13 protein-coding genes and 1 riboswitch are annotated in these 13,459 nt (G+C 44.5%); of the genes, 8 read left to right on the top strand and 5 right to left on the bottom strand.

The genetic code is table 11. The features are described from left to right. Positions 1–3 precede the first annotated feature (3 nt). From AKG39_RS08550 to AKG39_RS08560, 3 genes are read right to left on the bottom strand one after another with little or no spacing between them, the layout of a single operon-like run. The gene (locus AKG39_RS08550; protein ID WP_050739974.1) at positions 4–2,040 is read right to left on the bottom strand and encodes a glycosyltransferase family 4 protein; all 2,037 of its coding nucleotides are present in this window, start codon (positions 2,038–2,040) and stop codon (positions 4–6) included. Between the two features lie 34 nt (positions 2,041–2,074). Continuing rightward, positions 2,075–3,283, bottom strand: a complete 1,209-nt coding sequence (locus AKG39_RS08555; protein WP_050739975.1) for an ATP-binding protein — start codon at positions 3,281–3,283, stop codon at positions 2,075–2,077. A 35-nt stretch (positions 3,284–3,318) separates the two neighbouring features. Further along, positions 3,319–3,711 carry a YybH family protein gene (locus tag AKG39_RS08560; RefSeq protein WP_050739976.1) on the bottom strand — a complete coding sequence of 131 codons (393 nt, stop codon included), beginning with the start codon at positions 3,709–3,711 and terminating at the stop codon, positions 3,319–3,321. Between the two features lie 189 nt (positions 3,712–3,900). Here AKG39_RS08560 and AKG39_RS08565 point away from each other — a divergent pair, with 189 nt between their 5' ends. The 4 genes from AKG39_RS08565 to sdaAA all read left to right on the top strand — a co-directional run bounded on the left by AKG39_RS08565 (position 3,901) and on the right by sdaAA (position 7,780). Beyond that, the gene (locus tag AKG39_RS08565) at positions 3,901–4,176 is read left to right on the top strand and encodes a metal-sensing transcriptional repressor (protein WP_050739977.1); all 276 of its coding nucleotides are present in this window, start codon (positions 3,901–3,903) and stop codon (positions 4,174–4,176) included. Between the two features lie 14 nt (positions 4,177–4,190). Then, a complete protein-coding gene (locus AKG39_RS08570; RefSeq protein WP_083439477.1) occupies positions 4,191–6,116 on the top strand; it encodes a heavy metal translocating P-type ATPase in 1,926 nt (641 codons plus the stop codon). A gap of 115 nt (positions 6,117–6,231) precedes the next feature. After that, positions 6,232–6,918, top strand: a complete 687-nt coding sequence (gene sdaAB / locus AKG39_RS08575) for an L-serine ammonia-lyase, iron-sulfur-dependent subunit beta (RefSeq protein WP_050739978.1) — start codon at positions 6,232–6,234, stop codon at positions 6,916–6,918. Next, positions 6,911–7,780, top strand: a complete 870-nt coding sequence (gene sdaAA, locus AKG39_RS08580) for an L-serine ammonia-lyase, iron-sulfur-dependent, subunit alpha (RefSeq protein WP_050739979.1) — start codon at positions 6,911–6,913, stop codon at positions 7,778–7,780. Before sdaAB ends, sdaAA begins: the two co-directional genes overlap by 8 nt. 142 nt (positions 7,781–7,922) lie before the next feature. Here the strand turns inward: sdaAA and AKG39_RS08585 are convergent, their stop codons facing one another. Next, entirely contained in the window at positions 7,923–8,459 is a 537-nt protein-coding gene (locus AKG39_RS08585; RefSeq protein WP_050739980.1) for a D-Ala-D-Ala carboxypeptidase family metallohydrolase, read from the bottom strand. Between the two features lie 427 nt (positions 8,460–8,886). On the opposite strand from AKG39_RS08585, the gene AKG39_RS08590 reads away from it, so the two are divergent. The 4 genes from AKG39_RS08590 (at position 8,887) to AKG39_RS08605 (ending at position 12,969) form a co-directional block, all read left to right on the top strand. Beyond that, a complete protein-coding gene (locus AKG39_RS08590; RefSeq protein ID WP_050739981.1) occupies positions 8,887–9,384 on the top strand; it encodes a DUF6323 family protein in 498 nt (165 codons plus the stop codon). Beyond that, the gene (locus AKG39_RS08595; protein WP_050739982.1) at positions 9,377–10,735 is read left to right on the top strand and encodes a DUF6179 domain-containing protein; all 1,359 of its coding nucleotides are present in this window, start codon (positions 9,377–9,379) and stop codon (positions 10,733–10,735) included. Before AKG39_RS08590 ends, AKG39_RS08595 begins: the two co-directional genes overlap by 8 nt. A 592-nt stretch (positions 10,736–11,327) precedes the next feature. After that, positions 11,328–12,491, top strand: a complete 1,164-nt coding sequence (locus AKG39_RS08600) for an iron-containing alcohol dehydrogenase (RefSeq protein WP_050739983.1) — start codon at positions 11,328–11,330, stop codon at positions 12,489–12,491. Positions 12,492–12,603: 112 nt separating this feature from the next. After that, positions 12,604–12,696, top strand: a riboswitch (cyclic di-GMP riboswitch). Positions 12,697–12,750: 54 nt separating this feature from the next. After that, entirely contained in the window at positions 12,751–12,969 is a 219-nt protein-coding gene (locus AKG39_RS08605; protein ID WP_050739984.1) for a hypothetical protein, read from the top strand. A gap of 8 nt (positions 12,970–12,977) precedes the next feature. Here the strand turns inward: AKG39_RS08605 and AKG39_RS08610 are convergent, their stop codons facing one another. Continuing rightward, positions 12,978–13,388 carry a phage holin family protein gene (locus tag AKG39_RS08610; protein ID WP_050739985.1) on the bottom strand — a complete coding sequence of 137 codons (411 nt, stop codon included), beginning with the start codon at positions 13,386–13,388 and terminating at the stop codon, positions 12,978–12,980. Positions 13,389–13,459 lie beyond the last annotated feature (71 nt).

The raw sequence follows: 13,459 nt of genomic DNA on the forward strand, positions 1-13,459 counted from the left end.
GGTTTAAGGCTCCTGACTGAGTTTCAAATAAAAGGATAGAAAACGTTTGGCAATTTGATCCATGGAAAAATTTTTAAGGACGGTCTGTTGTCCACGGCGTTGAATTTTTTCGAAGTCTTCCCGGTTTCGATTGGAGTCGTAAAGTATCTTTTCCACTTCACCGGAAATTGTTTCCCAGGAAGTGGTGTCAATGAGAAAACCGTTTTTTCCGTTGCTAATATAGGTTTTAACCCCGCCCTGTACCGGCCCGAAGATTAACAGCTTTTCTTTCAAGGCTTCAAGCATGGCCAGTCCAAACTCTTCTTTGGGGCTGGAACACAGGTAGATCTGGGGCAAATCACCAGGGGGATGCTCCATGATTTTTCGTTCGATGTTTCGGATCATTCCATTTGACAGGGCTTCGATATGGGCAAATCTGCCCTTGAGATCCGGCCGGGATGCCATGTAGCGATTAAATAACTGGATCATCCGGGTTTCTTCTTCATTTGCATGGTCAAAACTGCCGCCGATGATGACCAGATTATAATCCTGCCACAGTCGGGATTCGCCCCAGGCTTTTAGGAGTTGATCCTGACCTTTTTGCAGGGCTAACCGCCCGACATTTAAAATAATGGGTTTGTGGTTGAATTCCCGGTGGATATGGTGGTGCAGGGTTGAATCGGTTAGGAGTAAATCGACATCAAAGTCCAGAGGCTTTGCATCCGTATTAATGCCTTCGGCAACCATTTGAAACGCAAATTGACGGATTTCAGGCCGCAATTTTGGAAAGTACAGTTTCAGTTCTTTTTTTACCGCCATCCCGCCGATGCCAAGGACCCCATGGGCCATGGTCAAGAGTTCGTCTCCGATGGTGATTTTATTTAGTTTCTCCAGGGTTTCTTCCGGTGTGAATTGCTTTAAGAGGCCCTTTTCATCCACCATGGTGCGGTGGGGATCCGGGGTTAAAGTGAGGACTAATTTTGCCCCGGTTTCCCGACTCAGCATGGCCATGGCTTTGGAAGCGTTGTCCAGATAGCGGATATGAAAAATATCCGGCTTCAGATCCAATTGATTGACGAATTTCTCGACAAATCGTTTGATGAAAAGCTCTCTTCTTAAAAATGCGTGTTTATCCTCAGGATCCAGATATGCGGGAAGCCGGATCAGCCAGTGCTTGTCGGAATAATGGGTTACCAGGGTTTGATTGTGGCTCCAGTCATTGTTGATGGTCAGGGTGATAACGCGTGCCAGATCGCTCTGTTTGGCTAACTGGTTTCCCAGGGTTTTTAAAAGGGTGCCCAGGCCGCCGCTTTGCCCTTTACCACCAAACTCCGGATCCCCATAAAACATGGTTTGCATCACGGTGATCCCTTTTGGGCTAAAGGTTGTATTTTTATTGAGAAGATTCAGGTAATCCCCATAGAGTTGGGGATTTTCCTCTTTATGGATGATCTGACGGATGAAACAGCTGTCGTGGTCTTTCCATGTGTATAGAGAAACCAATCCTTCTAGGATTTGCATTTTTAAATTGGGGGAATAGTCCTGATCAAAGAGAGCATATAAATAGTCAGTACAGGCATGCTGCTGGAAGTGATTCATGTAATCCAGCAGCAGGGATAGTGTGGTGGGATTATTTTCGTAGTGGTGTAGGGCCTTCAACAGTTGGTTTTCTTCTAGTAGCGGCAGCTCGCACTCGATACAGATATCGAGGAGATGGCAGAAGGTGGTCGGGGTGGTTTTTTGGTCGATAAGCATGGATTGGAGCCGATGCCTTAATTGGTCCTCGGAAAATATGGCTGGGTGGCGGATGATCAGGTCCACACTGTACCGATCCAGATAGTCGTTTTCTCCCAGTTCTGACAAAAGCTCCATGATCTGGATCTCGCTGACAGCCTTTTTAGCGTAAAGGGTTCTGATTCTGGCAATTTTTCCGACTAAGGAATCAATGGTAACCGAATCGCAGCCATGGTTAAACCCGGGATTTTCAAGGTAATACTCAGGAAAAGAAACCGGAATCGGGCTTTCAAAAAAAGATTTCCGCAATTCAATAAATGCATTCAATACTTATCCCACCTGCCTTTCATGTTCCTGTTACCTATTTTGAATAAAGTAAAAAATCAAGGATGTTCATAATTTTTACGCCATTAAAATTTGAATAAAGCGTGCTGTCCATGGTCAGAATCATTTTTGGATAATGGTCGTTGATGGATTGTAGCGGCTTTAGTTTGTGATTTCTTGTTTCGTCATCCATGACGCTTTCAGAAATCTGGTAGTATATTTTTTTATTTGATTTTGTTGCAATGAAATTCACCTCAAAGGTTCCGGTTTCGCCAATGGCAACAGCGTACCCGCGCCGCAGTAATTCTAAATAGAGAATGTTTTCGAGGATATATCCGTAATCAGTGTGACTCAGATCGGTGAGTTGACGGAGAATGCCCATGTCAACAATATAATATTTTTCAAGGGTTTTGAGAAATAGACTGGTTTTAAGATCATAGCGGTTTGCACGGTAAATAATAAAAGCACTTTCCAGCATTTTCAGATAGTTATCAATGGTGTCGCTTGTGGTTTTCTTTCCCCGGTCGGTGAGGTAGTCACTGATTTTTTTTATAGATATGACCTTTCCAATGTGAGCTGCAATAAATTTAAGGATGCTTTCAAGTAAGGCCGCATCTCTTACTTGATTTCGCTGCACAATATCCTTCATGATCACAGTATTGTAAATACCATTTAAAAATGGCGCGATGGTATCCGGCTGGTCCTTTAGTTCAACAACTGTTGGAAGGCCGCCAAATTCCAGGTAGTCTTTAAAATTTGCATCGATAGTATCACCCTTTTTGAAATCAGTAAAATCAAGATACTCTTTAAAGGATAATGGCAGCATTTTTATCTCAACATATCGGCCGGAGAGTAATGTCGATAATTCCGATGATAAAAGATATGCATTGGAACCGGTGATGTAAATATCTGCGTTGGAATCCACAAGAAATGAGTTGATGGCTTTTTCCCAGGATTCAACCTGTTGCACTTCATCAAGAATAATATAGTATTGTTTATGAGGTGTTATCATTTTGTTTTTGATATAGGTATATAAATGGGTGTATTTTGTAATTGTGTCGAATTCAAATGATTCAAAATTCATGCGGATAATCTGATCTTCATGAACACCAATGTTGAGCAGGTACTCCTCAAACAGTGCCAGCAAAGTAGACTTGCCGCAACGGCGCATACCGGTAACCACTTTTATCAGGGGTTTATCCTTAAACTGAATCAGTTGATTTAAATACAAATCTCGTTTTTTCAAAATCAATCACCTCATATTTTAAGCTTTATTTTGGGTTATACAGCAAGCGGTCCAAGGGTTTTGGGATGGGCTTCCTGGATGAGCCAGTGCTCATCTACTTTTTTAAGTAAATCCAGGGCGTAGCCTTTAATCGAGGGTTTACCTTCACCCAGGGTAATTTCTACGCCGCCCTGCCAGGTGGCGTATTCCGGGGAAAGGAGGCGGATGGTACCGGGTTCGAAGGTCAAAGTGGCGTCGGGCATCATTTTGAACATTTCAGCAAAGGCCTCTTCAAGCTCTGAGCGGCCATGCTGAATCGTTCCATCGGGTCCCACCCGGAAGCCGTCATCGGTAAAAAAGGAAGCAATTTCCCTGGCATCTCCATTTGCCCAGGCGTCATGGAAAGAATTTTCCAGATTATTGATTAATTGTTTTTCGATGGTTTCCATTTTTTGATTCTCCTTATTTTTATTTGTGTAAGCATCAAATAGGTTTATGTATTTTCTTACCCGTATTTGCTGTTGATTAACTACCCCGGAAATTTCTTGTAATAAGAATGGACAAAATTTACTTTACCGCTTAGAATATACCTATACCCCTTAGGGTATAAAATACTAGTAATTATGGAGGTTATAAATATGCGGCAATGTATGGATGTTCCAAAAGTTCAGGCACGAATCAAAAAAATTGAGGGTCAGCTTAGAGCGATTTCCGAAATGGTGGATAGGGATGTTCCCTGTGAAGATATTTTAATGCAGATCAATGCGGCCAAAAATGCCATGCATAAGGTGGGCCAGGTCATCCTTGAAGGCCATTTGCAGCATTGTGTCCGGGAGGGCATCGAGCATGGCGATCCGGATAAAACCATTGCCGACTTTACCAAGGCCGTCGAGCATTTTTCCCGAATGAGCTAGGTGATGGTTTGAAAATGATAATTGATTTTTTTGAGGATGAAGACAAACGCCGGCTGGCTTTTTTAATCATTTCCGGGGTGGCATTGCTGATGAGTCTCTTCCATATCAGTATTTTTAAAATCGATGGGGCCTGGGTGGCCATTGTTTTCTGTGGCCTGCCGATTTTAAAAGGAGCCGTTGCAGGGTTGCTTCATGACTTTGATATTAAGGCGGATCTGCTGGTATCCATTGCCCTGGTGGCGGCGGTTTTAATTGGTGAGATCTTTGCCGCCGGGGAGGTTGCCTTTATTATGGTACTGGGGGCAATGCTGGAAGACCGGACGGTTGCCAAGGCCCGGGCCGGCATTGAGAAACTGGTCCAGCTAACCCCCCGGATTGCCCGGGTGATTTGTCAGGGGGAAGAATGCCTGATCCCCGCCGAGGATGTTCGGGTGGGGGATACCCTGCGGGTGCTGGCCGGGGAAACCATTGCGGTTGACGGCCGGATTATTTCGGGTCAGACATCCATTGATCAATCGCTTATGACCGGGGAATCGCTTCCGGTGGATAAGGATATTGGGGATTTAGTTTCCAGCGGAACCGTTAACCAATTCGGCACCTTCGATATGGAAGCCACTATGGTGGGGGAAAACAGTTCCCTTCAGCGGATGATTAAACTGGTGGAATCGGCTGATGCCGGCAAAGCTAAAATTGTCGGCATTGCCGACCGCTGGGCGACTTGGATTGTTGTGATTGCCCTGGTATCGGCTTTTGGCACCTGGCTTGTGACCGGTGAAATTATTCGTGGGGTGACCATTCTGGTGGTGTTCTGTCCCTGCGCTTTGGTGCTGGCAACTCCCACCGCGATTATGGCGGGGATTGGCAATGCTTCCCGGTACGGCATCCTGGTCCGGGAAGGGGATGCCCTGGAGCGGCTGGCTATGGTGTCGGTTATCGCCTTTGATAAAACCGGCACCCTTACCTATGGGAAACCGGATGTGGTGGCAGTCAATAGCTATGATCCCGAAATCAGCCCGGAAGCATTACTGGCCCTTACCGCTGCGGCGGAGCTGCGTTCCGAGCATCCGCTGGGAAAGGCCGTTGTTACTCACTTTAGAAATCACTTAGCAACAAAACTGACCGAACCCCGGGCATTCACCATGATCCCCGGTCGCGGGGTTAAAGCCAGCATTGGCGACTTCATTGTTTTGGCGGGTAATACGACGCTGTTGACTGAAAACGCAGTGACCGTCCCGCAAAAGATGCATGACAATGCCGCTGTATACCTTAACGACGGCTGTACCATTATCTATGTTGCCAGAAACGGCTGTGCGGCCGGTTTTGTGGCGCTGGCGGATACGCTTCGCCGGGATACGGTTAAGGTGATCAACGATCTCAAGACCCTGGGGGCCAAAAGTGTGCTGCTAACCGGAGACAACCCTTTGGCGGCGGCGCATATTGCCGAAGCGGTGGGCATCAAGGATTACCGCGCCCAGTGTTTACCCGCAGATAAAATGGCGGCAATTGAACAGTATCAGCAGGAAAAAAAACTGGTGTGCATGATTGGGGACGGGATTAACGATGCCCCGGCGCTGAAAAAAGCTTATGTGGGTGTGGCCATGGGCGGCATCGGATCGGATATTGCCGTTGATGCCGCCGATATCGTGCTGGTCAGTGATGATATTAAATGCATTCCTCATTTGTTGAATCTGTCCCAAAAGACTATGAAAACTATTAAACTGAATTTATCCCTTTCCATGGCTCTTAATTTTGCCGCCATTATTCTGGCCATGGCCGGCATATTAAATCCGGTCACCGGGGCTCTGGTTCATAATATCGGCTCGGTATTCGTTATTATCAACTCAGCTTTGCTGCTGAATTTCAAAAATAAATGGCATCCCATTGATGCCACGGGTTTGAAAAAGGAAGTTTTAGCGGAAGCACCCCAAAGCAGCATTTAGCCTTGCTTTTGGGCTGGATATGATTAATTATCACATTTGTTTTTTCAATGTTGTTGAATAGGCGTTGTTTTCATATAAATTGGGGTAAAAAATAAAGAAGTCAAAGGAGATTAAAATGGACGTTAGTATTTTTCATGTTTTGGGTCCGGTAATGATTGGCCCTTCCAGTTCCCATACGGCTGGGGCGGCAAAGCTGGCCCGAACTGCCCGGGCCATTGCCCAGAAACCCTTTCATCATGTATCATTTGGTCTGCATGGTTCCTTTGCCAAAACCTATAAAGGCCACGGCACGGATAAGGCCCTGGTGGCGGGAGCCCTTGATATCAGTGAAAAGGACGAACGCCTGACGGACAGCTTTGAGCTGGCGAAAAAGGCGGGGCTTGATTATGATTTTTATGAAACGGATCTGGGGGATGTCCATGAAAACAGCGTAAAATTTACCTTTGCTTTTGAGGATGGCACAATCATGGAAGTGGTGGGATCTTCGGTTGGCGGCGGCGAAATCGTTATTCGTAAAATCAATGACTTTGCCATTAACCTTTCGGCTACCCTGCCCAGTATTATCATTAAACAGTATGACACTAAGGGGGTTCTCAGTGACATCACCCGGGTATTTGCGAAACACGATATAAACATTGCCACCATGAGTGTCAGCCGAACCACCAAAGGGGAAAAAGCCCTTTGTATTATTGAATCCGACAGTCCAATTTCGGATGCTGTGGGGGATCAGCTCAGAGAGGTTAAAAATGTGATTGATGTAATGATCTTAAATTTGATATCGGAGGAGGATGAGGATGTATAACAATATACGGGAGCTTTTGGATATGTGCGAGAGTGAAGATATGCCTTTATGGAAAGCTGTTGTGGAAAATGAAAAAAAACTTTCGGATACTTCAGAAGAACAGATTTTTGAGACCATGGCCAAACGTTATGAAATTATGACGGCCGCTGCTAAAAGACAACTGGGAACGTCCCCAAACCCTTCAAAAACCATGATCAACGGTCTGGCCAAGGGTCAGTTTGTCCATGCTCAAACCGGCGGGTTATCCGGAAGCTTCCTTAACCGGGTGATGGCTTATGCCCTTTCCTGCAGTGAGGTCAATGCCTCCATGGGCAAGATTTGCGCCGCACCCACCGCCGGCTCCTGCGGTATTCTCCCGGCGGTTATGGTCGGGGTGGCTGAGGAACGGATGCTGGATCAGGACACGGTGTACCGGGGCCTGATTACAGCGGCGGGTATTGGTGCAGTTATTACCCAGAATGCCACGGTTTCTGGCGCTGAAGGCGGATGTCAGGCGGAATGCGGGGTAGCCGCCGGAATGGCGGCGGCCGCTGTTGTGGAAATGCTGGGCGGCACGCCCCGGCAGTCGGCAACGGCCTGTTCCCTGGCCCTGGTTAATGTGATGGGTCTGGTTTGTGATCCGGTGGCGGGGCTGGTACAAATACCCTGTGCCCAGAGAAACGCTTCACAGGCGGTGAATGCCATCATCAGTGCGGACATGGCGCTGGCGGGGATGCCGTGTATCATCCCCCCGGACGAAGTCATTGACGCCATGTATCAGGTGGGACGGATGCTCCCCTGCGCGCTGAAGGAAACCGCCCTGGGGGGGATTGCCGCAACCCCCACCGGGAAAAAAATCTTCAGGTCATTTTTTTCGGATTAACGCTTAACCCAAAAAGGCAAAATCGTCTTACCGACAATGCTAAATCGTTGTGTGCGCGTGAATGCGTACAGACTCTGGCCTGTTCGCCTCAAGGCACACAACTGATATTAGTATTGTCGGTAAGACTTACTTTTTGTATTTATTAAATTTCCAAATGGCAGAAGCCCTGGTCTTCGTAGATGATGACCCCAAGGTTGTGATTGCGGGCGGCCGCGGCCAGAGTGTAGACATCCAGCCCCGGGGCGTAGCAGTCCACGGCATGGCCGATCAGGTGTTTGGAATTGGGAATGCCGCCGACTTCCGCGTTACGGCTGGGGCAGCGGATCCCGGAGGTCACGATGATGGGGACATCGAGAGTCTGTCTCAGGGCTTCCAGAGATGCCATCAGGACCGGGTTCATTTCGTTTGGGAAACCGTTACAGAATCGCCCCTCGCAACAGCACCTGAATTCCTGGCGGTTAAAGTGGTGGGTGAGCTGATCCCCCGGCTGGACAACCGGGTTGGTGTCCTGGAACAAGGCCTGATGAGTCATGGGACCAACCATGCCATCGGCTTCCAGGCCGTGATCCGTCTGGAAAGCTGTAATGGCCGCCAGGGTCTGGGGCCCGGCAATATCATCCAGGGGGCCAGGATCATACCCGGCTTTCTTCAGGGTTTCTTGAATTTCCAAAATGTACATTTGCTTTGTTCTCCTTTCAAAATTGGGTTTATAGATAATTGCGATACTGCTGTGAGCTTCGCTGCCAGCTTTACACGAAACAATTTCTCCACTCTACGAGATGTCCGCCTCGACGTTACAAAATCGTTTGTGAAAACTGACATCAAAGCAAATTACTTTTTTAAATTTTGCAATTACCTATTCTGTTCAGGTTATAGATGGGGGTTTTAGGAAAAAGGTGTCATTTTAATTTTGCAAAAAATAAAAACAGGTGTCGCGGCTTTCGTCGGCACCTGTTTTCATTATTTGATTGCTTTAATTTCGTGAGTGTGGTATCATAAAATTATATGAATATGATTACGTCTTATAAAACATTATCATATCACATACGAAATAGATTGTCAATAATAAATGTCTTTTGTTTTGACAATTTTTAGGAGGTACCCATATGTCGTTTGATCTCATGCTTTTAGACAATTCCTATATGGAAAAACAGGCAGTTTCAGAAATAATGTTGTGTAATAAAGTCATTGAAGAGTATTCCCTGGTGCTTACCGAAGAGCAGGCCATGGAACTTGTTGAAACCCGTTCGTATTCGCTGAAGAATCTTGGCAGAATCGAATTCGGGGGAGGAACCATTGAAAAATTAATTGTGGGGTTTGCCCAGAGTCCTTATATTTCACAGTACCGTTATATCGAATTTCTGGAGGAACTCATTGAAATATTCTATTACTATAAAAATGAAACCCTTGATTTAATGAGCGATGATGATCTGATTAAATATATGCGAAAATATTTTGATGGGGTCTGCAAAGGATCGCTGGATCAGCTTAAATATGGTGAGCTCCATCGGATGGCTCGCAATATCCGATTCGGTTACAGTCCTGACTATAATGAAACCGATGAAATCAAAGAATTTGTGGAAATGGAGGAGGAAAATGAATAGTATTCAGAAGCATTCAAAAATTGATGCAGCAAAATTGAGCACGGAATTTTATTTCCAATCGCTTTTGCAGGAAGCCTATATGCTCGGCGAACTCAATGCTGTCGAATCCGAGCGGGTTCAAATGGAATGCATTAAACTTCTGGCCGAAAGCACTGAGCGCTATACCAAAGGGAACAGCAGCTCGGTACAGATCGAAACCGCCCAGGAAATCATGACCTCAAATTTATATACCATCGGTATTTATCTCAAATCACTTCCTGGTGTGGAAGTGGCTCTTAATGAGGTGATTAATGTGCCCATCGAGGAACTTTACGATTTGGGTTACCAGGTTATTAACAGAAAATTAAAGGTTGCCAGATATTTTTTTCAGCTGGTGCGCAAAACAAAAATCGCAACACAACACCAGGCTTATAATGAAACCATTGAAGGTATCAAACTTTTTTTCATGCAGTATAATCCTCAGTTTAGTGCCCATGAAATGCCGGGCGACATCGATTATCAACTGATGCATCCGGTGATTAGCTTAGCCGGGGTGGAATATATTATTCAATACCTGGAAAATCTGTATTATGAAAATCTGTTCTGTTCGAAGTTCGATGCCCAGGCGGTGAGTGAAGTTATGTGGGGCTACGATGAAGGTTATGAAGATTTGTTGGAAAATATCTTTGAGCATATTCTCCAAAGTGCGTTGGGATGTGGTCTGATCGGTAAAAATCGACAATCCCTTGATTTCAGTCCGGCGGATCTCCAAATAATAAAAAGCACGCTGGTCGGGAAAAATCAGCAGTCGGTCCTTGCGGCATTGCTTCCAGTGAGCATTGCTATGCTGGATGATCTGGGACTTAAAAATACATCCCTCAGGCACTATGTGCACTTAAGTCTGCCTGATATTGCCGTAACAATTTTCACCGCCTATGAGACGAATAGCTTGAATAATGTTTTTTCACCGCGTTATAATCCTAATACAAAACCCATGATGACTTTTTATATGGGTGTTAAAATGGATGACGCCGCTTACCGGGAAGTTATGGAAGAATTCCTTTCCTGTCGGTATTTTGAGGATAAACTTGAAATTATCAAAGAACACATTAAAACGCTGTCTGATCTGGAAGATATTATCATTGGTGGAGAATTAACCGACACCGAAGCGGCAATGGTCTTTGATTTGCTTGGTGACGTTGAAATTGGCGCTTTGGCCAAGCGTCATACCTTTAACCAGGAAGTTAATGCTGTTGATTTTTCCGAAGCTGAGATTCGGATGCAGTACAATTTACAGAAGTATCTGCAGAGGATGCCTAAAAATCGGCTTGGCGGGATTTATGAAAAAATGAAAAGTATTGAGGTTATTTAAGGTCTTGATTTCTTAAGAAAACAAATCAGGTCCCTCGGTAAGAGCGGTGACCTAATAAAAAAAATCTGGTGTTGCGGTAAAACAGGTTGACGCAAGAAATAGAAGAAACTTCTGGATTTTTGGAGTAAGTGTCTTTTACCTAAATAAAAACCTAGTTAGTAATTTTGAATTGTTCGAAAAAAAAACACTTCCGGCAGATAAAGCTGCCAGGAGGTGTTTTTTTTTGGGGAAAAAGGCGATTGTCGAAACATCGGTTGGAACCGGACATATTTAATTCATAGGAATATTTCTTCAGAAATAAGGAAAGGCGTGCAATAAGAAAGTATTCGTATAAACGACGATATTACCAAAAAAAGACGTAAAATGACCATAAATTAACTACTAATATTCACATAAACTTAAGAAATATATATAAATATGCATATGAAGTTTACATTCTATTGCATACATGGTACAATCTGTTAAACGATTTCAGAGAAATTGTTAATCAATATGTAAGGCGGTGCAGCGTAAAAAATAGGCCATTTCAAGATGAATCTTGGAATGAAGGTTAGCTTAAAAAACAAAAAAATAAATATATCGGAGGAATAATATGGCTATTGCAGATCAAGTTTTTGGGTATTTTATGCCCGTAGTTAATTTAATGGGACCCGGTGCAGTAAAAGAAGTTGGCGAACAGGCAAAAGGCCTGGGAGCGAAAAAAGCCTTAATCGTAACCGATGCCGGCATGAAAAAAATGGGAGTGGCGGATCAGGTTAAGGATATTATTGAGGCATCCGGGCTGAAAGTTGTTATTTTTGCAGGAGCTCAGCCAAATCCAACAGATATTAATGTTGCTGACGGTTTTAAAATATTTACCAAAGAAAAATGTGATTTGATCGTATCATTAGGAGGCGGATCTTCTCATGATTGTGCCAAAGGTATTGGCCTTGTTGCCGGAAACGGCGGTAATATCCGGGATTTCGAAGGGGTTAATAAAAGTACTAAACCAATGACCCATTTGATTGCTATTAATACAACAGCCGGTACTGCCAGTGAAATGACTCGTTTTTGTATTATTACCAACTCGGAAACCCATGTAAAAATGGCAATAGTCGATTGGCGATGTACACCAACCGTTTCCATTAATGATCCTGTTTTAATGATCGGTATGCCAGCCAGTTTAACCGCAGCAACCGGAATGGATGCCTTAACGCATTCGGTTGAAGCTTATATGTCAACCATTGCGACACCAGTGACGGACTCCGCGGCACTGATGTCTATGAAGCTTATTGGTGAAAATCTCCGCCAGGCAGTTGCCAATGGATCCAATTTTGAAGCAAGAAACAATATGGCCTATGCTCAGTTTTTAGGCGGAATGGCATTTAACAATGCGAGCCTGGGTTACGTTCACGGAATGGCTCATCAGCTCGGAGGTTTTTATGATCTTCCCCATGGTGTGTGTAACGCTATTTTATTACCTCATGTACAACGGTTTAATTTAAACAGCAATCCTAAACGTTTGGCTGATGTCGCAGTGGCATTGGGTGAAAACATTCAGGGCCTTTCAGTCAGAGATGCAGCTGAAAAGGGAATTGATGCCATTATTCAACTGTCACAGGATGTTGGTATCCCAGCCGGCCTAACGGAACTTGGGGTCAAAGAAAAAGATTTCAAACTTATGGCAGAAAATGCTATGAAGGATGCCTGCAGCGGCACAAACCCCAGAACTGCTAAATTGGAAGAAGTTATTCAAATTTTTAAAAACGCAATGTAGTATCACGCACACAAAACCTCCTGGGCCGATGGCCCAGGAGGTTTTTTTTATTTATTGAGGTAGTTTGTTTATTTTTTAGTTAGAGGGGTATTAAACTTTGCAATCAGGATGATAACGAGAAAGGCAAAACAGGTGAAAACCTGTGTCGCAAAACTATAGGGTCTAAGTAATGGGCGTAACCATCATAGGACAGCCAGTTGCCACACAAGAGGTGTGGCTTTTTTTATAGGAAAAATTAAACCAGGGAAGGGGAATGAAAATGAAACATGGGTACTTAACTCTTGATATGGAAGACGGTTTTGATAATGGAAGGGTACACAAAGTAGACGTGGAAACATTTAAAAATGAAATTGCTAATGCGAAGGCAATTCTGGCGAAAGTTGGCAGATGTAGCCATTTAACTTATTATTCGGCATGTTTTCCCAAAGCTAACAATAATTATTCCTATAACCGATGCTTTATTAAGTTTCGGAGCTAATGGATCGCTTAGCGCTTTTCTTTTTCCTGCTCGGACAATTGTTCCAAAATGTTTTTCAATTTATCAGGAATGGGAAAATCCAAACAGGTTAGATTTTCAACGATGCTGATACCTTCGTTGGCAGTGTAGAAGAAAATAACTGCAGTGCGCATGGCATCGCCGCCGCCTAGTAGATTTTGGTCCAGAAGCTGGCCCAGGGCGACCATGATGAGGATGAGGATTTTTTTGAGAATGCCAGTAAAACCGATTTTACTGGATACCTTCCCCTTAATCATGGCCGCCATCACTCCGGTGAGGTAGTCGATGAGAATAAAACCCATCAGGGTATATAAAAACCCGTCAAAACCACCCAGAACCATGCCAATCAAGGAACCGACAATGCCGAAAAACCTGGGCAGGTGTTGTTCAAATTCTTTCATTGTTTGTGCTAACCTCCTTTCTTAATAGTCGTTTGGTAATTGCGAAACTACTGTGAGCTTCGCTGCCAGTT

The sequence above is a fragment of the Acetobacterium bakii genome, from assembly GCF_001263355.1.
Classification (GTDB): domain Bacteria; phylum Bacillota; class Clostridia; order Eubacteriales; family Eubacteriaceae; genus Acetobacterium; species Acetobacterium bakii.